Here is an 18,421-nt window from a genome sequence, read left to right on the forward strand (position 1 = left end):
TGGCCAGGGGCCCCGTCCAGGGACCAGGATGGAGGGGTACCCCCGGTGGGCCGCGCCCGCCGGAACCGTTCGACGAGAGGAACGATCATGGTGGACATGGGAGGATTCGCGGACAAGGCGAAGGACCTTGCGGACCAGCACCCGGACAAGGTGCAGCAGGGCATCGACCGGGGCGGCGACGCCGTCGACGAGCGCACCGGCAACAAGTACGAGGGCCAGGTGGACCAGGCCCAGGAGAAGGCCGGCGGCTTCCTCGGCGCCGACGAGAAGGACCAGCAGCAGAACTGATCCGCGCCCGCTGACCTCGGCCCCGCCCGCCTCCCGGCGCGCGGGGCCGCGGCCTGTCAGGCCAGCGCTGCGGCCAGGTAGGGCGCCGTGCGACTGGCCGGGCACGCGGCGACCTCGGCCGGGGTGCCGGCGCACACGATCCGCCCGCCGGCCTCGCCGCCGGACGGGCCCATGTCGATCACCCAGTCCGACGACGCCACCACGTCCATGGCGTGCTCCACCACCACCACGGTGTTGCCGGCGTCCACCAGGCGGTTCAGCTGGCGCAGCAGCAGCTGCACGTCCTGCGGGTGCAAGCCGGTGGTGGGCTCGTCCAGGAGGTACAGGGTGTGGCCGCGGCGGGCCCGCTGCAGCTCGGTGGCCAGCTTGATCCGCTGCGCCTCACCCCCGGAGAGCTCGGTGGCCGGCTGGCCGAGCCGCAGGTAGCCGAGCCCCACGTCGAGCAGGGTGCGCAGGCTGCGCGCGGCGGCCGGGACGTCCGCGAGGAACTCCGCGGCGGTCTCCACGCGCATGCCCAGGACGTCGGCGATGCTCCGCCCCCGGTGGGTCACCTCCAGGGTCTCCGGGTTGTAGCGGGCGCCCTGGCAGTCGGGGCAGGGCCCGTAGGTGCCGGGCAGGAACAGCAGCTCGACGGCCAGGAAGCCCTCGCCCTGGCACGTCTCGCACCGGCCGCCGGTCACGTTGAAGGAGAACCGTCCGGCCCCGTAGCCGCGGGCCCGCGCCTCGTCGGTGGCGGCGTAGAGCTTGCGGACCGCGTCGAACAGTCCCGTGTAGGTCGCCAGGTTGGAGCGCGGGGTGCGGCCGATGGGCCGCTGGTCCACCCGGATCAGCCGGTCCAGGTGCTCCAGGCCCTCGACGGCAGCCACCCGTGCCCCGGCGGCGGGCGCGGCGTCGTCCTCTTTTCGAACGCCTTTTGCGCCGAAGATGNGACCTGGCTGACCAGCGTGGACTTGCCCGAGCCGGAGACCCCGGTGACGGCGGTGAGCACGCCCAGGGGGATCTCCGCGTCGAGGTCCACCAGGTTGTGGCGCGTGACGCCGCGCAGCCGCAGCCGCCGCTCGACCGGGCGCGGCGTGCGCTCCGCCGTCGTGCCGCCCGGAGGGTCGTCGGGCGAGCCGTCGGAAGAGCCGTGCGGGGGGCCGTCCGGGAACAGGAAGGGGCGCGTGGCGGACTCCGCCACGTCGGCCAGGCCGGGCACGGGGCCGCTGTACAGCACCGCGCCGCCGCGGTCCCCGGCCTGGGGCCCCACGTCCACGACCCAGTCGGAGCGCCGCACCACGGCCATGTCGTGCTCCACCACGAACACCGAGTTCCCGGAGGCCTTCAGCTCCTCGAGCACGGCCAGCAGCGGCTCGGCGTCGGCCGGGTGCAGGCCCGCCGAGGGCTCGTCGAGCACGTAGACCACGCCGAAGAGCCCGGAGCGCAGCTGGGTGGCGATCCGCAGCCGCTGCATCTCCCCCGGGGAGAGCGTGGGCGTGGACCGGTCCAGGCTCAGGTAGCCCAGCCCCAGGTCCAGGAGCACCTGCAGCCGGGCGAGCAGGTCCTTGGCAATGGTCACCGCGGCTTCGCTGCGCTCCCCCGAGGACACCGCCCGGGAGGCGGTCCCGGCGTGCTCCAGGGCGGCGGTGGGCCGGACCACCTCGGCCAGCTCGCCGAGGGACGCCCCGTTGAGCTCGGCGATGCTCCGCCCCGCGAAGGTCACGGCGAGCGCCTCGGGGCGCAGGCCGCTGCCGGCGCACGCGGGGCAGGGTCCCGTGACCACGTACTGCAGGACGCGCTCGCGCATCTGCTGGCTCGCGGAGTCCGCCAGGGTGTGCAGGACGTAGCTTCTCGCGCTCCAGAACCGGCCCTTGTACGGCTTCGCCACCCGGTCCCGCTGCGGGGTGATCTCCACGACGGGCTGCTCCTCGGTGAACAGGATCCAGTCGCGCTCCTCACGCGGCAGCTCGCGCCAGGGGACGTCGACGTCGTGGCCCAGGTGGCTCAGGATGTCGCGCAGGTTCTTGCCCTGCCACGCGCCGGGCCACGCCGCGACGGCCCCGTCCCGGATGCTGAGCCCCGGGTCCGGGACCAGGGAGGGCTCGGTGACGTCGTGCACGGTGCCCAGGCCCGAGCACCGGGGGCACGCGCCGGCGGCGGTGTTGGGCGAGAAGGCGTCCGAGTCCAGGCTGCCCGCGGCGGAGTCCGGGTAGGTGCCCGCCCGGGAGAAGAGCATGCGCATCGAGTTGGACAGCGTGGTGAGGGTGCCCACGGTGGAGCGCGAGCTGGGCGCGCCGCGCCGCTGCTGCAGGGCCACGGCGGGCGGCAGCCCGGTGATCCCCTCGACCGCGGGGTTGTGCCCCTGCTGGATCAGGCGCCGCGCGTACGGTGCCACGGACTCGAGGTAGCGCCGCTGCGCCTCGGCGTAGATGGTGCCGAAGGCCAGGGAGGACTTCCCGGACCCGGAGACGCCGGTGAAGGCGACGATCGCGTCGCGGGGGACGTCCACGTCCACGTGGCGCAGGTTGTTCTCGGAGGCTCCCCGGACCCGGACCATGCCGGTGCGGGTGGTGTCGGAGGCGGCGGTCGGGGCGGTGTCGGGGTGGGTGCTCACCGCCTCCACCCTAGCCACCGGCGAGGCCGCGGGCGGACTCAGCGGGCCAGGTGGTGCTCCCGGCCGACCGACCAGGCCGTGTCCGCGGGGGCGGGGTCCACGCCCCAGGCGGACCACTCGTCCAGGCCGGTGAACCAGCGGGCCCCGTCCCGGCCGGCGACCACGAGGGCCGTGGCCAGCACGCCGGCGAGCCGTGCGTCCGGGCCGACGACCGTCGCGGACCGGGCGCCCGCGGCGGGCCGTCCCGTGCGCGGGTCCACGACGTGCGCCGGGCGCTCGGCGGTGCTCGAGGTCGACACCGCGCCGTTGCCGGGCAGCACGGACCAGGTCACCGCACCGGCGTCGTCGGGGTGGCGGATGCCCACGGTCCAGGGCCTCCCGGGTCCGGCGGACCCGCGGGTCACGACGTCCCCGCCGGCCTCCACGCAGACGTTCGCGCACCCGGCGCGGACGAGGTCGTCGGCGATCCGCTCCGCGGCCCACGCCGTGACGTAGCCGGAGGGGTCGAAGCCGCCGCGCACGGCCCACGGGTCGAAGCAGCCGTCGGTCAGCTCCCGGGCCTCTCGGCAGCGCCGGAGCACGTCCAGGAGAGCGCCCTGGGCGGCGTCCCACCGGCTGAGCCGGCGCTCGTCGAGCAGACCGGAGCGGAGCGCCGTCACGAGCGAGTCGGGGCGGTAGGTGGAGAAGACCGCGTCGACCCACCGCATGTTGGCCACGGCCGTGTCCAGGGCGTGCTGCACGGCGGGCTCGGGGGGCAGCCCCTCCTCGCCGGCGCGGACGTCGACGGTCACGGTGGTGCCCCAGACGGGCTCGCGGTGGCGGTGCCACCGGCCCTCGGGGCGGCGCAGCTCGACGGCGGGGGCGCTCACAGCCCGGCCCGCTCGAGGAGCTCCCGGCAGACCGTGCGGTAGCCCTTCACGGCGGGGGCGGCGCCGCTCACGACGTCGACGCGCGCCGGCCGCCTCGTGAGGACCTCCTCCTGGAGGACGGGGACGGCGCGGTCGTGGAGCCGCTGCGGGGGGCGTGGGGGGAGAGATGTGCGGTCGATGACTTCGACTATAGGACCGGGGGTGGTGCCGGTCACTGGACTTTCGGACAGAGTTCCGCAGCCGGGGATGCGGGACGGGCCCGCTCCTGCGCCGGCGCAGGAACGGGCCCGTCCACCGGTCCCGCTAGTCGGCGATCTCGATGACCTGCAGCGGCAGGTTCGTGCCGGTCCCGCAGAACTCCGTGGCGCACTCCTGGATGAACCCGGAGAGCACGGCCGGCCCCTCGTCGAAGGCCATGTTGAAGGCCACGACCTGGTAGTCCAGCTCGACCTCGCCGCCCTCGCAGACCCACTGCTCGAAGTAGCTGCTGTTGGCGATCCGCCCCTCGGAGACCCGCTGGGTCACGTTGAGCCCGACGACGATGTTGGTCCCCGCCGTGCACGACACCGTGTAGGTGCCCTGCAGGGCCGCCCCCTCGGCGATCCGCGTGGCGTCGCTGATCTCGTAGATCTCCATCGCCTGCGCCGGTGCGGCGGCGACGAGACCGATTCCTGCCGCGAAGGCGGCGGCCGTGACTGCCCTGGTGGTTCTTCTCATGGTTCTGTCCCATCCGGTGGAGAAGCGAGAAGCGCTTCGCGACTGGTGCCGGCCCGCGGCGCATTCCCCCGAACGCCCCCGGGCCCCGTGTCTGGTACGACGTCACCAACGTAGGCGCAGGTCAGGGTGCATCGGCCACCGTGCGTGAAGATGACGGACACGATTCGGACACGGTGCCGGTGCCACCGCGGCCGCCGGGCACCGGCCCGGACCGGGAGGCGCCGGACGGGGCGCCGCTCAGAACGCGTCGTCGATGGCCACCGGCCGGCCGTGCCGGTCGTAGTAGTAGACCCCCTGCGTCTCCGGTGTCCCGTCGGCGGGGTCCTCCGGCGGCTCCGCCGGGAGGGCGCCGCCGCCCCGGGCGCCGAGCGCGAGCGCACCGACGGACACGAGCAGCAGGAGCACCACCGTGAGCAGCGGCCCCAGGGGCACGGCGCGCACGAGGACGGCCAGGACCACGGTCAGCGCGAGGAGCAGGAGCAGGGCGCCCGTGGCCGCGGACTCGAACGCGCGGCCGGGGCGGGCGGCCCCGGGCTCGGCCGAGGACCGGCCGGAGAAGTCGGGCAGCTGGGGCAGCTCGGGAACGAGGGGAGTGGTCACGGCGGGCCTTTCGCGTGCGGCTCCCCCGGTGGAACGGTCCCGGCGGTGAGCGGCTCCGGGAGCGACCTCGACCGGAGTCCCCCCGGTCGCTCCTGCGGGAGTTGGTTCCATCCTGGACCTCCCGCGCGCTCCGGGCCTGCCCACTCTTGTGGGGCTGTCGGGTACCGGGCGGCGCGATCCGGGGGACGGAGCACCCGGACGGCCGCGGACGGTGCGCGGGCAGGCGCGGTCCGGCGGACGGTGCGGGATCCGCGGATCAGGGGCCGGGCACCGTCCGGGGCCGCCCGATCCGGGTCCGGACGCCCGGCGAGAACAGCACGGACTCGGGCGGGCCGTCGACGTCGAGACCAGCCGCGGCCAGCAGGCCGTCCTCGAGGTGCGCGACCGCCGCGGGGTGCAGCGGCCACGGCTCGTGCGAGACGGGGACGTGCACCGTGCGGCCGGCGAACCGGCTGTGCAGACCGAACCGCGCGGTGAGCTCCAGCGACAGCTCGTCGGCGGCGCGGGCAGCGCGGTCCGGGTGCACGGCGAAGGAGGACGTCGTCCGTCCGCGGCGCCGGACGACGTCGTACCCGTAAGCGGGATCCGGCCCGTCGGGGGCGACGGCCCGGCACTGCGACCACACGTAGGGCAGGCCGGCGGCGCGGGCGCCGAGGACCACCGCAAGCCGTGGGGCGTCGAGGGACAGGAACACCACTGCGCGCGTGCCGTCCGGCTCGCGGGAGTAGAGGCGGACGTTGATCTCGGGGAAGCTTCCCCAGTAGGGCAGGGGCACCGCGGCGCCGAGCCGGATCCGCTGCATCCGGAAGCCGACGAGGCCCGCCCAGGCGGAGCCGTCGACCACGTCCGCCCGGACGCCCGGCGGCATCCGCGCCGCCGCGGCGGACACGGGGATCCGCCAGTGCAGGAAGACGGCGTCCTCCCAGCGCTGGTCCATCAGGTGGGGGCGCGGCAGCCCCGGCGCCGCCGGCCAGGGAGCCGCCGGATCAGCCGTCCTCCTGCTCGTCATCCTGTTCCATGGGCCCCTCGCCCTCCGTGGGGCTGATGGGCCCGGTCGTGTTCTCCTCCTCGGTGGCGTCCGTGGCCTCGTCCTCGGCGGTCTCCTCGCCTCCGGCGGGGGCCTCCTGCTCCGTGCCCTCCTCGCCGCCGGACCCGGGGTCGTCGCACCCGGCGAGTCCCAGGGCGGCGAAGGACAGGAACCCGATCGCCAGCGTCCTGCGCCACCAGCTCTCACCCGCAGCTGCTGTCATGACCCCTCCTCCGTGCTTCTGCATGAGCATCAAAGGTAAGCACGCTTCACAAACCGGTGCAACAGTGGGGACAGGATTGACGGAAGATGCTCAGCAGAAATCCAGGACGGCGCCGGTACGGTCGGGAACGGGACCGGCGCCTGCCGCCGGGGCGAACCGCCCGCGTCCCCGTCCGTCCGGGAACGAAAGGCGCACCGTGCGCACGAGAAGTCGAGGGGCCCGATCCGGCCGCGCCGCGGCGCTGGGCCTCGTCCTCGCCCTCCTTCTCGGCGCCTGCGGCGGGGACGGGGACGGCGCCGTGCCGGCCGCCGCCCCGACGGCCGAGGCCGCCGCCGCGGGCCTGGCGGCGGACCTGGAGGAGCTCGCCGCCGAGGTGCCCGGGGAGCTGGGGGTCGTGCTGCTCGACCCCGAGGGCGGGGAGGTCGTGGCCCGCAACGCGGACCGCCCGTTCACGAGCGCGAGCCTCTACAAGCTCTTCCTGGCCCACGCGGTCCTCGACCGGGCCGACCGGGGAGCCCTCGCCCTCTCGGACGTCGTGCCGGGACTGGGCCTCACGGTCGAGCAGGCCCTCGACGTGATGATCAGCTGGTCGGACAACGCCTCCGGTGCGGCACTGGGCCAGTGGCTCGGGTGGGAGCAGGTCGAGGCCTTCGCGCACGAGCAGGGCTTCACCGACACGACCTTCGACCCCGACACCGGTTCGCAGGACGTCGTCGCGATGACCACCACTCCCGCGGACGTCGCCGCCCTCCTGGAGCGCCTGCGCCGCGGCGAGCTGCTCTCCGGCCCCTCCACCGCCCTGCTCCTCGGGTTCCTCGAGGAGCAGCACCTCGACTACGCCCTCTCCTCGGGCTTCTCCCCGGACGTCGGCTTCGCGCACAAGACCGGCCTGCTGGTGGACGTCTCGCACGACGCCGGGATCGTCGAGCTCGGCGGGCACGACTACGTCGTCGCCGTCCTGACCGACGGGTGGTCCGACTACGAGGAGTCGGCGCCCTGGTTCGGGGACGCCGGGCGGGAGATCGAGGCGTACGTGCGGGAGGACACCGGCACCTCCCCCCGCCCGGCCGCGGCACCGTAGGCGGCGGGTCCGGGCGATCAGTCCGTCCCGGACCGCACCCGGAGCACCCGGCCCCGCCAGCGCCGCCGGACCCACCGGTCGTGCGTGGCCAGCACCACCGTGCCCGGGAAGTCCTCCAGGGCCCGCTCGAGCTCCTCGGCCAGGGCGAGCGACAGGTGGTTGGTGGGCTCGTCCAGGAGCAGCAGCGGGGCCGGCTCCGCGACCAGGACCGCGAGCGCCACCCTCCGGCGCTGCCCGGGGGAGAGCTCCCCGAGGGGGCGGCAGGCGTCGCCGGCGCGCAGGAGACCGAGCTCCTCCAGCGTCGGGGCGCCGCTGCCGTCCCGCAGCCGGGAGCGGAAGGCCGCCTCGGCCGGGCACGCCAGGTCCGGCCAGGAGTCGTCCTGGGCCAGGCGGCCGACGACGACGGGACCCTGCCGCTCCACGGTCCCGCCGTCGGCGGGCAGCTCCCCCGCCAGCACGGCGAGCAGCGTCGACTTCCCGGTGCCGTTCGGGCCCTCGACCAGCAGCCGGTCCCCGGCGCGCAGCTCGAGGTCGGTGGGCGCCAGTCGTCCGTCCACATGTGCCCCGGTGAGCCGGACCAGCGGGACGTCGGCGTCGGCCCCGGTGTCCGCGCCCCGGCGGAAGCCCGCGAAGCGCAGGGGTGTCGGCGGGGCGCCGACCGCGGTGCGCTCGAGCTCGGCCAGCCGGTGGCGGGCCGAGCGCACCCGGCCGCCGATGGTCTTGGCGGCGCGGTCGCTGTAGAACTTCCGGGTGATCCGGCCCTCGGACTTCGGGGCCGTGGTGTGGAAGATCTCCCGGCCGGAGACCTCGGCGATCTCCCGCAGCCGCTCCCGCTCCTGCCCCTGGGCGGCGAAGCGCTCGGCCCAGCGGCGGCGGGCGAGCTCCCGCTGCCGGAGGTAGGAGCTGTAGCCGCCCGTGGACGCCGTGCCCTGCCGGGGCGGGCCGCCCGCGGACTCGTCGGGCCCCAGGGCGGGGTCGAGGTCGACCACCCCGGTGGCCACCTCGTCCAGGAACCACCGGTCGTGGCTGGCCAGAAGCACCGGGCCACGCCAGCCGGCCAGCTCGGCCGCGAGGAAGTCGACGGCGTCGTCGTCGAGGTGGTTCGTCGGCTCGTCGAGCAGCAGCGCCGTGGGCCGGGCGAGCAGCAGCGCCGCGAGCGCGAGGCGGCGCCGCTGCCCGCCGGACAGCTCCCCGACCGCCCGGCTCCTCGGCAGCCGGGCCAGTCCGAGTCCGCTCAGGACCGTCTCGATGCGGGCGTCGAGGGCCCACAGCCCGTGGCGCTCGGCGTCCCGGAGCACGGTGTCGTAGGCGTCCGCCGTCGCGGGGTCGTCGGGCGCCGCGGCGATGCCGACGGCGAGCGCTGCCAGCCGGCGCTCCAGGGCGCGGACCTCTCGGACGGCTCGCTCGACGACCTGCTCCAGGGTGGTGGCGGCGGGGAGGTCGAGCTCCTGGTGCAGCAGTCCGGTGCGCTCCGGCCGGTGCACGGTGCCCGTGCCCGGCACCAGGAGCCCGGCCGCCACGTGCAGCAGGGTGGTCTTGCCGGCGCCGTTCTCCCCGATCAGGCCGGTGCGCTCACCGGCGGCGACGGTCAGGGACACGTCGGTGAGGACCCGGCGGCCGGGGTGGCTGACACCGATGCCGTCCAGGCGCAGGTGGGCGGGACGGTGCGGGGCGGCGGTCGCCGCCGAGGGGGCGGTGGTGGTCACGGTGCGGTCCTGTCGATGCTGGGGGTCGGGCCCGCCGGGCGAGTGCGGCACCGGATGCGCGGAGCCCTCTGGGCTCGGATCGACGGTGCCGGCCGCGGACGCGGGCCGGGGCATCAGGACAGGAACATGCCCACCAAGGTACGCCCGGGCGGGCGCCGCGGGCAAGGGTCCCGGCGGACCGCCGGCGGTCCGCGGTCGACTCCCTCGGCGGTCGGGCGTAGCCTGCGGACCATGGACTCCCAGGTGCAGCGGGCCGTGTTCAGCACCCGCGACCCGGCCGAGGGCATCGCGGTGCACGACGAGGTCTTCGCCATCCGGGGCGTGCGCCGCTCCCCGGACGGCAGTTTCGACATGACCCTGGCCTCGACCGGGATCGACTTCGTCGCCTACGAGCGCGTCCGGCTGAAGGGCTCCTCGTGCACCGGCCGCACGGACGGCGCCGGCGTGCTGCGGGTGTGCCACGTGACGGCGGGCGTGCTGAGCGCCACCAGCGCCGGCGACCGCTTCCCCCGCACCGGGCCCTTCCTGTTCCCGCAGCGCACCTTCACCAGCTGGTGGGACGACCTCGAGGCGACCACCGTGTCCCTGGACCCTGCCGCGGTGGAGGACCACGCCCGGCGGCTGCTGGGGAACGAGGGCTTCCGGCTGGAGTTCACGGGGACCCGCCCGGTGTCGCCGGCCATGACCCAGTACTGGCGCGGGACGGTCTCCCACTTCGCCCGCGACCTCCTGCCCGACTCCCGGGCGATGAGCAGCCCCCTGATCCGCTCCGAGGCCGCCCGCTCCCTCGCCACCGTCCTGCTGCACACCTTTCCCGGGAGCTTCCTGGACCGCAGCGGGACGGCCACCGGGCAGACCCGCCCGGCTCCGGCCGGAGTGCGGCGGGCGGTGGCCTTCATCGAGGAGCACGTGGCCGCGGACGTCGGACCGGCCGACATCGCCGCCGCCGCCCGGATGAGCGTGCGCGGTCTCCAGGCGGCCTTCCGCCGGGAGCTGGACACCACCCCGATGGCCTACCTGCGCGACGCCCGGCTCGACGCCGTCCACCGGGAGCTGCTCGCCGCCGACCCCACGACCGGCTCGACCGTGGAGGCGGTGGCCGCGCGCTGGGGCTTCGGCCACCGCGGCCGCTTCGCCGCCGCCTACCGGGACCGGCACGGCCAGGCCCCCGCCACCACCCTGCGGAGCTGACCGGGATGCCCCAGGAGACGGAGCGGGCGCCGGGGACGCCGATCCGCTTGCACACGGCGACCACCGACCCGGAGGTGGCGAACGAGGCGCTGCAGCAGATCTACACCAGTGCGCGCATGGGCACGATCACCGACGAGTCGTCCTTCCTGTACCGCCAGGACGTGCTGGGCGACGCCGACCTCCAACTGGGCCGGCTCACCTTCCGCGGCAGCATCGCCGGCCGGATGGTGCTCGACGACATGTTCTCGGTCGTCGTGCCCCGCGCCGGGGGCGTCAACTGGAGCATCGACGGCCGGAGGGGCAGCGGGCTCGGGGTGTTCCTGCTGCAGCCGGGCCAGGAGTACTGCGGCGAGGTGGACCAGCTGCTGGTCGACTCGGTCACCATCGACCGGTCCACGCTGCGGGAGACCGCCCGGACGGTCCACGGGGACGAGACCCTCGAGGTCGCCTTCCACGGACCGCGCCCGCACTCCCCCGCCCGGGAGAGGCACTGGAGGAGCACCTTCGCGTTCGCGCAGCAGGTCCTGGCCGACCCCGAGGTCGCTTCCCTCCCCCTGCTGCGCGCGGATCTGCGGCGGCGGATGTCGGTGGCGACCCTGGAGGCGTTCGCCCTCGCCGGGGAGCCCGTGGCCCGGCGCGCGTCGGCCGCCGGGCAGCAGGCGGCCTACCGGGACGCGGTCGAGTTCCTGCACGCCGCCGCGTCCTCGCCGATCACGGTCGAGGACGTCGCCCGCCACGCGGGGGTGAGCACCGTGGAGCTCGTCCGGGCCTTCCGCTCCCACGCCGGGACCACGCCGGGGGCCTATCTGCGCGAGCTGCGGCTGGTGGCCGCCCACGACGACCTGGTGCAGGGCGACCCGGCCCGGGGTGACACCGTGCGCGGCATCGCCCGGCGCTGGGGCATGAACCACCCCGGCGACTTCGCGCGCCGCCACCGGCAGGCCTACGGCGAGAACCCGGCCGCCACCCTGCGCCGTTAGAGCAGCGGCCAGGGGATCCGGCGGCCGGTGACGTCGACCGGCAGGACCGCCTCGTCGAGGAGCCGGCGCACCCGCCGCCGCAGCGCGGCCACCTCCTCGGCGTCGAGGAGCTCGGCGAGCTCGGCGGGGACGTCGTCGGCCAGCGGGGCGATGTCCCGCAGCAGGTCCTCGGGCACGGGCTCGCCGGAGAAGTCCCAGACGACCGTCCGCAGCTTGAACGCCGCCGCGAAGCACAGACCGTGGTCGATCCCCCAGATCCGGCCGTCGGCGCCCCGCAGCACGTGGCCGCCCTTGCGGTCGGCGTTGTTGGCCACGAGGTCGAACAGCGCGATCCGGCGCAGGGCGTCGTGGGTGTCGGGGGCGGTGTCGTAGAGGGTGAAGTAGTGCTGCCGGGGGTCGTGCTCCACGAACCGCTGCAGGGACCCCGTGCCGAACGGGCCGTCCTGGCGCAGGACGGTGGGCGGGACGATGCCCCAGCCCAGGAACTCGCTCAGCACGTACGCGGCGCGCTCCCGCCGGTGCAGGCCGGGGCGGAAGTCGAGCAGCGGCCGCTCGCCCTCGAGCGGCTTGTAGATCCCCCAGGCCGTCTCCTCCTCGAGCGTGACCTCGACGAGCAGCGCCGAGTTGCTGCTCTCCCGGATCAGTCCGAGGAGCTCCAACCGGCCCTCCGTCAGGAGCACGAGCTCGCCCATCAGCGTCCGCTCACGACACCCTCAGGCCGGCCAGCGGCTGGTCCGTGGAGTTCACGGTGAGCACGGCCGGCGCCTGCCCCGGCGCGTACGAGATCGCCGAGACGGAGCACGGGCTGACCACGATCCGCTGGAACAGGTCCAGGTGCGTGCCCAGGGCGTGGGCGAGGGCCGCCTTGATGGGGTCGGCGTGCGAGAAGCAGACCACCACCCCGCCCTCGTGGGCGGCGCGCACCCGGTCCACGGCGCCCACGGTGCGCGCCTGCATCTCGGGGAAGCTCTCGCCGCCGGGGAAGCGGAAGGTCGAGGGCGCCCGCTGGACGGTCGACCACGCCTTGAGCCGGGAGAGGCGGGAGAGCTCCTCGCCCGTCCACTCCCCGAAGTCGCACTCGAGCAGTCCCGGCTCCACGACGGCCTCCCGGCCGGTCCGGGCCGCGGTCGGCGCCGCGGTCTCGCGCGTGCGCTCGAGCGGTGAGGTGTACACGGCGTCGACGCGCACGCCCGCGAGCCGCTCCGCCACCCGGTCCGCCTGGGCCCGGCCGCGCTCGGAGAGGTGCAGGCCGGGGGCCCGCCCCGGCAGGACCTTGCCCGTGGTGGGGGTCTCCCCGTGCCGCACGAGCAGGACGAGGGTGCTCCGTGGTGCCTTGCGAGTGACCATGATGCACCAGCGTACTGGCGGGGGCCCCGGGGCCACAGGGGCCCCGCGCCCGTCGTCGTCGGGCGCCGCCTGCGACGACGCCGGCCCCGGCCCGCGGGCCCCCTCTTGACGCCGGGGTTAGGTTGGCGCTGTGACTGATCGCACCGATCACCCTGACATCCGCACGCTCGGCGAGCTCCGCGCCGCCGGCGTGACCCACCGGACGCTGCGCGAGGAGATCCGCGAGAACCTCCTGCGCACGCTGGCCGAGGGCGGTGACCCCTGGCCGGGCCTGCACGGGCTCGGGCGCACGGTCCTGCCGCAGCTCGAGCGGGCCCTGCTCGCCGGCCACGACGTGGTGCTGCTGGGCGAGCGCGGCCAGGGCAAGACCCGCCTGCTGCGCACCCTCGCCGGCCTGCTCGACGAGTGGTCCCCCGCCATCGAGGGGTCGGAGCTCAACGAGCACCCCCTGGAGCCGCTGACCGAGGCGTCGCGGCGCCGGATCCTGCTCGAGGGCGACGAGCTGCCCGTGGTCTGGCGGCACCGGTCGGAGCGCTACGTCGAGAAGCTCGCCACCCCGGACACGTCCGTGGCGGACCTCATCGGGGACGTGGACCCGATGCGCGTGGCCGAGGGCCGGCGGCTCGGGGACCCGGAGACCATCCACTACGGGCTCGTGCCCCGCTCGCACCGCGGGATCGTGGCGATCAACGAGCTGCCCGACCTCGCCGAGCGCATCCAGGTGGCCATGCTCAACGTGATGGAGGAGCGGGACATCCAGATCCGCGGCTACGTCCTGCGGCTGCCGCTGGACGTCCTCGTGGTGGCCACGGCCAACCCCGAGGACTACACGAACCGAGGCCGGATCATCACGCCGCTCAAGGACCGGTTCGGCGCCGAGATCCGCACCCACTACCCGCTCGAGCTGGAGGACGAGATCGCCGTGATCCGCCAGGAGGCCGAGCTGATCGCCGAGGTCCCGGACACGATCCTGGAGACCCTGGCCCGGTTCACCCGCCTCCTGCGGGAGTCCTCCGCGGTGGACCAGCGCTCGGGGGTGTCGGCGCGCTTCGCCATCGCCGGCGCGGAGACGGTCGCGGCCGCGGCGCTGCGCCGCGCCACGATCCGCGGCGAGGCGGAGGCGGTCGCGCGGATGGTGGACATGGAGACGGCCACCGACGTCCTGGCCGGCAAGATCGAGTTCGAGTCCGGCGAGGAGGGCCGCGAGCGCGCGATCCTCGACCACCTGCTCCGCCGGGCCACCGCCGAGACCGTCCGCGGCCGCTTCCGCGGTCTCGACCTCGGCCCGGTCGTGGAGGCCTTCGACGGCCGCACGACCGTGTCCACCGGCGACGACGTCTCCGCCCAGGACTTCCTCGCCGGGCTGCCCGAGCTGACGGCCTCCGACGACGGGGCCGCGACCGCCTACGACGAGATCGCCGCACGCCTCGGCGCGAGCACGCCGGGCCAGCGCGCCAGCGCGATCGAGCTGGCGCTGGAGGGGCTCTACCTCGCCCAGAAGATCTCCAAGGACGCCGACGAGGCCGGCACCGTCTACGGCTGACCGCACGGCCGGCACCAGGACCCGCACCCGGTTCCGCACCGGGACACAGAGAAGACACAGAGGGGGCGTCATGCCCGCACACCACCGGTCCTCGAGGTACGGCCGGTACACCGGAGGACCCGATCCGCTGGCCCCGCCGGTGGACCTCTCCGAGGCGCTCGAGGCCGTCTCCGAGGACGTCATGGCCGGGTACTCGCCGGAGCACGCGCTGCGCGAGTTCCTCCGGCGGGGCGGCCGCGGCCGCGACGGCCTGGACGACCTGTCCCGGCGCCTGCAGCAGCGCCGGCGCGAGCTGCTGAAGCGCCACGGCCTGGGCGGCACGCTCGAGGAGGCGAAGAAGCTGCTGGACAAGGCGCTGCGTCTGGAGCGCGAGCAGTTCCTGCGGGACGCTCGGATGGACCCGATGGACCGCTCCTTCCGGGAGATGCAGCTCGACGGCCTGCCGAGCTCCACGGCCGCCGCCGTCAGCGAGCTCGCGTCCTACGACTGGCAGTCCGAGTCCGCCCGGGAGGCCTACGAGCAGATCAAGGACCTCCTCGGCCGCGAGCTGCTGGACCAGCGCTTCGCCGGGATGAAGCAGGCCCTGGAGAACGCCACGGACGCCGACCGGGAGGCCGTGGCCGAGATGCTCCGGGACCTCAACGAGCTGCTCGAGAAGCACGGGCGGGGCGAGGACACCGAGGAGGACTTCCAGGACTTCATGGCGAAGCACGGGGAGCACTTCCCCGAGAACCCGCAGTCGGTCGACGAGCTGATCGACGCCCTGGCCCAGCGCGCGGCGGCGGCCCAGCGGATGCTCAACTCCATGTCCCCCGAGCAGCGCCAGGAGCTGATGCAGCTCTCCGCCCAGGCGTTCGGCTCCCCCGAGCTGATGGACCAGCTCGGCCGGCTCGACGCCAACCTGCAGGGACTGCGCCCCGGCGAGGACTGGGGCGGGTCGGAGGGCTTCGAGGGCCAGGACGGCCTGGGCCTCGGCGACGGGACGGGCGTGCTCCAGGACATCGCCGAGCTCGACTCCCTCGCCGAGCAGCTGGCGCAGCACCACCGGGGCGCCAACCTGGACGACATGGACCTCGACGCGCTCGCACGGCAGCTGGGCGAGGACGCCGCGGTCTCGGCCCGGACCCTCGCCGAGCTGGAGCGGGCGATGCGGGACAGCGGCTACCTGCAGCGCGGCGCCGACGGGGACCTGCGGCTCTCGCCCCGCGCCGTGCGCCGGATCGGGAAGGCGCTGATGCGGGACGCCGCGCAGAACCTGTCCTCCCGGACCGGTCAGCGCGACACCCGCCTCGCCGGTGCGGCCGGCGAGCCCTCCGGCGCCACCCGGGAGTGGCAGTTCGGGGACGCCGAGCCGTGGGACACCACCCGCACCATCACCAACGCGATCCGGCGCACCGCCGCCGAGGGCGGCGACGTCCGGCGCGGGCTGCGCCTCGACGTCCGCGACATCGAGGTCGCCCAGACCGAGGCGCGCACGCAGGCCGCCGTCGTCCTCCTCGTGGACACCTCGTTCTCCATGGCCGCCGAGGGGCGCTGGGTGCCCATGAAGCGCACGGCGCTCGCGCTCCACCACCTCGTCTCCACCCGGTTCCGGGGGGACCAGCTGCAGATCGTCGCGTTCGGCCGCTACGCCCGCGCCCTGCCGGTCGACGAGCTCACGGGGCTGCCGCCGGTGCGGGAGCAGGGCACCAACCTGCACCACGCGCTGCTGCTCGCCACGCGGTTCTTCCGCAAGCACCCCTCGATGCAGCCCGTCCTGCTCGTGGTCACCGACGGGGAGCCCACGGCGCACCTGCTGCCCGACGGCGAGAGCTGGTTCTCCTGGCCCACGGAGCCGGAGACCCTGCGCGCCACGGTCGAGGAGCTCGACCGGCTGGGACGCATGGGGGCCCAGGCGACGTTCTTCCGGCTCGGCGACGACCCGGGGCTGGAGCGGTTCCTGCGGCGGATGGCCGAGCGGATCGACGGGCGCGTGGTGGCGCCGGACCCGGGGGATCTGGGCTCCGCCGTCCTGGACGAGTACCTCAACGCCCGCGCCGGGGACCCCGACGATCTCTGAGCGGACTCCCGGCGAGCCCGGTCAGCGGGCCGCGGTGGAGCCCCCGTCGGCCGGCGGGGTGGGGTCGGACGGGCCGGACGGTCCCGCGCCCTCCTCCCCCGAGGACGCCGCCGCGGAGGACGCCGCTGAGGAGTGCTTCCCGTGGTGCTCGTCCTGCGCCTCGTGGGCGCCGTGGGCGGCGTGCTCGGCCTCGTGCTCGCCCTTGCCGAAGGGCAGCAGCTCCCAGACCAGCACCAGGACGGCGCCCCAGGCCAGGCCCAGGACGGCGGAGAAGAAGGTGTTCGTGAGCCAGGCGAGCGCCGCGCCGAGACCGCCGGGGACGGCGTCGTGCACGAGCACCTCCACGTGGTGGACGGCCGCGTACGGGGCGTGCCAGCCCAGGTCGTCGAGGCCGACGAGGACGATGTGCCCGCCCACCCAGATCATGGCGGCGGTGCCCACGACCGAGATGACCGTGAGCAGCCCGGGCATGCCCTTCACCAGGCCGTGGCCGATCTTCTGCGTGGTCGGGGAGGACCGTCCGGCCAGGTGCAGGCCGAAGTCGTCCATCCGGATGATCAGCGCCACCACCCCGTAGACCAGGACGGTGATGCCGATGGCCACGACCACCAGGATGGCCGCCCGCGAGAGCAGCGGCTCGCCGGCCACCTCGTTGAGGGAGATGACCATGATCTCGGCCGAGAGGATCAGGTCGGTGCGCACCGCGCCCCCGACCATCGTGTCCTCCGCGTCCTTGCCCTTCTCGACCACGGGGGTCTTGGTCTTGGCCCCGTGGCCCGAGATCTTCGACCAGATCTTCTCGGCCCCCTCGAAGCACAGGTAGCTGCCGCCGAGCATGAGGATCGGGGTGAGCAGCCACGGCGCGAACTGGCTCAGCAGCAGGATGACCGGGAGGATGAAGATGAGCTTGTTGCGCAGCGAGCCCTTGGTGATGCGCCAGATGATGGGCAGCTCGCGGGCCGGGGAGACGTCCTGGACGTACTGCGGGGTCACGGCGGTGTCGTCGACGACGACGCCGGCGGCCTTCATGCTCGCCCGGCCCGCCGCCGCGCCGATGTCGTCCACGGAGGCGGCGGTGACGCGGGCCAGGGCGGCGACGTCGTCCAGCAGGGCCATCAGACCGCCGCTCATCGGAGGGCCTCCGGCGCGGTCTCAACAGGGGCGGGCGGAGCCGCGGTGGTGATCAGCATGATGACAGAGTAGGGCCTCGGACGCCCGGATGCTCCCGCGCGGGACGAACGGGCACCGATGTCCTGCCGTTCCGCGGAGCCGGTGCTGTTGCGCCCGGCGCCGGGGCCGCTCCGGCGCCGGACCGTCCACCACCGGACCGTCCACCACCGGACCGTCCACCACCGCTCAGGAAGCACCCGGCCAGGAAACACTGACCCGGAAGCACCGACCAGGAGGCACCCCGCATGGACCCCGTTCACCCTGCCGCCGGACCGGCGGGGGCGCGACTGCCCGCGCCGTCGCCCGCTCCGCACGTCGTCGTCCTCCCCGGCGGCGGGTACGCCCGGCACGCGGACCACGAGGGCGAGCCCGTGGCCGAGTGGCTCCGCGGCCTCGGCCTCTCCGCCGGCGTCCTCCGCTATCCCGTGCACGCCAGGCACCCCGCCCCCGTGGACGCGGTGCGCGCCGAGGTGCGCCGGGTCAGGGCGGCCGGGGCCGGGCGGGTCGTCCTGCTGGGGTTCTCCGCCGGCGGGCACCTGGCCGGGCACGCCGCGCTCACCGCACCGGCCTCGGGGCCCGAGCGGGTCGACGCCGTGGTCCTGGGCTACCCGGTGGTGTCCATGCAGCTCGACACGCACCGGGGGTCGCAGGAGGAGCTCCTGGGCCCGGGGCCCGCCGCCGAGGTGCGGGCGGCCACGTCCCTCGACCGGCTGGTGACCCGGGCCGCGCCCCCCTTCTTCGTGTGGCACACCGCCGACGACGCGTCCGTGCCGGTGCAGCACTCCTACCTGCTGGTCCAGGCGCTGGCGCGCCGGGGCGTGCCCCACGCCCTCCACGTCTTTCCCCGCGGACCGCACGGTCTCGGACTGGCCGGCGGCACCGGTGCGCCCGCGGCCTGGCCGGCGCTGTGCGCCGCGTGGCTGGCCGGCCTGGCGGAGGACGTCACGCCGCCCGCCGCCCGGTGAGGCCTGTCGGCCGCCGACGCGCCCTCGAGCAGGCCCACCCGCCCGGGGTCCGGCCGCCGCCC

The 18,421-nt window shown here is 75.2% G+C and carries 17 protein-coding genes and 1 pseudogene; 7 read left to right on the top strand and 11 right to left on the bottom strand.

Features of this window, described 5'->3' with window-relative positions; all coding sequences use genetic code 11:
* Positions 1-96 precede the first annotated feature (96 nt).
* Positions 97-288: an antitoxin gene (locus H488_RS35415; RefSeq protein ID WP_306413708.1), complete on the top strand. Its 192-nt coding sequence runs from the start codon at positions 97-99 to the stop codon at positions 286-288.
* A gap of 56 nt (positions 289-344) precedes the next feature.
* On the opposite strand, the pseudogene H488_RS35420 reads toward H488_RS35415, so the two are convergent.
* The 7 genes and pseudogenes from H488_RS35420 to H488_RS37580 all read right to left on the bottom strand — a co-directional run bounded on the left by H488_RS35420 (position 345) and on the right by H488_RS37580 (position 6,317).
* Positions 345-2,824: pseudogene (locus H488_RS35420) on the bottom strand (ABC transporter).
* Between the two features lie 95 nt (positions 2,825-2,919).
* On the bottom strand, positions 2,920-3,750 hold the full coding sequence (locus tag H488_RS35425) for an FAD:protein FMN transferase (RefSeq protein ID WP_017835015.1): 831 nt from the start codon (positions 3,748-3,750) through the stop codon (positions 2,920-2,922).
* On the bottom strand, positions 3,747-3,965 hold the full coding sequence (locus H488_RS35430; RefSeq protein WP_017835016.1) for a hypothetical protein: 219 nt from the start codon (positions 3,963-3,965) through the stop codon (positions 3,747-3,749). The genes H488_RS35425 and H488_RS35430 overlap by 4 nt, the downstream gene beginning before the upstream one ends.
* Positions 3,966-4,053: 88 nt before the next feature.
* Positions 4,054-4,467 (bottom strand): hypothetical protein, encoded by a 414-nt coding sequence (locus H488_RS35435; protein ID WP_150110423.1) that lies wholly within the window; start codon positions 4,465-4,467, stop codon positions 4,054-4,056.
* Between the two features lie 237 nt (positions 4,468-4,704).
* On the bottom strand, positions 4,705-5,067 hold the full coding sequence (locus H488_RS35440) for a hypothetical protein (RefSeq protein ID WP_017835018.1): 363 nt from the start codon (positions 5,065-5,067) through the stop codon (positions 4,705-4,707).
* A 256-nt stretch (positions 5,068-5,323) separates the two neighbouring features.
* Positions 5,324-6,004, bottom strand: coding sequence for a YqjF family protein (locus tag H488_RS35445; RefSeq protein WP_017835019.1), 681 nt, complete (start codon positions 6,002-6,004; stop codon positions 5,324-5,326).
* A gap of 49 nt (positions 6,005-6,053) precedes the next feature.
* Complete coding sequence (locus H488_RS37580) at positions 6,054-6,317, bottom strand: hypothetical protein (RefSeq protein WP_017835020.1); 264 nt, start codon at positions 6,315-6,317, stop codon at positions 6,054-6,056.
* 196 nt (positions 6,318-6,513) lie between these two features.
* Between H488_RS37580 and H488_RS37305 the strand changes: the two genes are divergently transcribed.
* The gene (locus H488_RS37305) at positions 6,514-7,398 is read left to right on the top strand and encodes a serine hydrolase (RefSeq protein ID WP_190274531.1); all 885 of its coding nucleotides are present in this window, start codon (positions 6,514-6,516) and stop codon (positions 7,396-7,398) included.
* A gap of 17 nt (positions 7,399-7,415) precedes the next feature.
* On the opposite strand, the gene H488_RS35460 is transcribed toward H488_RS37305, so the two are convergent.
* Positions 7,416-9,104 (bottom strand): ABC-F family ATP-binding cassette domain-containing protein, encoded by a 1,689-nt coding sequence (locus H488_RS35460; RefSeq protein ID WP_017835022.1) that lies wholly within the window; start codon positions 9,102-9,104, stop codon positions 7,416-7,418.
* Between the two features lie 231 nt (positions 9,105-9,335).
* Here H488_RS35460 and H488_RS36305 point away from each other — a divergent pair, with 231 nt between their 5' ends.
* The gene (locus H488_RS36305) at positions 9,336-10,295 is read left to right on the top strand and encodes an AraC family transcriptional regulator (RefSeq protein ID WP_017835023.1); all 960 of its coding nucleotides are present in this window, start codon (positions 9,336-9,338) and stop codon (positions 10,293-10,295) included.
* Between the two features lie 5 nt (positions 10,296-10,300).
* Positions 10,301-11,275, top strand: a complete 975-nt coding sequence (locus tag H488_RS36310; protein WP_017835024.1) for a helix-turn-helix transcriptional regulator — start codon at positions 10,301-10,303, stop codon at positions 11,273-11,275.
* Here the strand turns inward: H488_RS36310 and H488_RS35470 are convergent.
* Complete coding sequence (locus H488_RS35470; protein ID WP_017835025.1) at positions 11,272-11,967, bottom strand: SCO1664 family protein; 696 nt, start codon at positions 11,965-11,967, stop codon at positions 11,272-11,274. The two genes, H488_RS36310 and H488_RS35470, sit on opposite strands and share 4 nt — an antisense overlap.
* A gap of 10 nt (positions 11,968-11,977) precedes the next feature.
* Positions 11,978-12,622 (bottom strand): MSMEG_4193 family putative phosphomutase, encoded by a 645-nt coding sequence (locus tag H488_RS35475; protein WP_017835026.1) that lies wholly within the window; start codon positions 12,620-12,622, stop codon positions 11,978-11,980.
* Between the two features lie 130 nt (positions 12,623-12,752).
* Here H488_RS35475 and H488_RS35480 point away from each other — a divergent pair, with 130 nt between their 5' ends.
* Together H488_RS35480 and H488_RS35485 are read left to right on the top strand one after the other, a co-directional pair.
* Positions 12,753-14,165 carry a sigma 54-interacting transcriptional regulator gene (locus tag H488_RS35480; protein WP_017835027.1) on the top strand — a complete coding sequence of 471 codons (1,413 nt, stop codon included), beginning with the start codon at positions 12,753-12,755 and terminating at the stop codon, positions 14,163-14,165.
* Between the two features lie 70 nt (positions 14,166-14,235).
* Positions 14,236-16,224, top strand: coding sequence for a vWA domain-containing protein (locus tag H488_RS35485; RefSeq protein ID WP_031283846.1), 1,989 nt, complete (start codon positions 14,236-14,238; stop codon positions 16,222-16,224).
* A gap of 21 nt (positions 16,225-16,245) precedes the next feature.
* On the opposite strand, the gene H488_RS35490 is transcribed toward H488_RS35485, so the two are convergent.
* The gene (locus H488_RS35490; protein ID WP_017835029.1) at positions 16,246-17,355 is read right to left on the bottom strand and encodes a DUF808 domain-containing protein; all 1,110 of its coding nucleotides are present in this window, start codon (positions 17,353-17,355) and stop codon (positions 16,246-16,248) included.
* A 284-nt stretch (positions 17,356-17,639) separates the two neighbouring features.
* Between H488_RS35490 and H488_RS35495 the strand changes: the two genes are divergently transcribed.
* Positions 17,640-18,359, top strand: a complete 720-nt coding sequence (locus H488_RS35495) for an alpha/beta hydrolase (protein ID WP_017835030.1) — start codon at positions 17,640-17,642, stop codon at positions 18,357-18,359.
* The last annotated feature ends 62 nt before the right edge of the window (positions 18,360-18,421 follow it).

The organism is Kocuria sp. UCD-OTCP (genome assembly GCF_000349605.1).
In the GTDB taxonomy this organism is placed as follows: Bacteria; Actinomycetota; Actinomycetes; order Actinomycetales; family Micrococcaceae; genus Kocuria; species Kocuria rosea.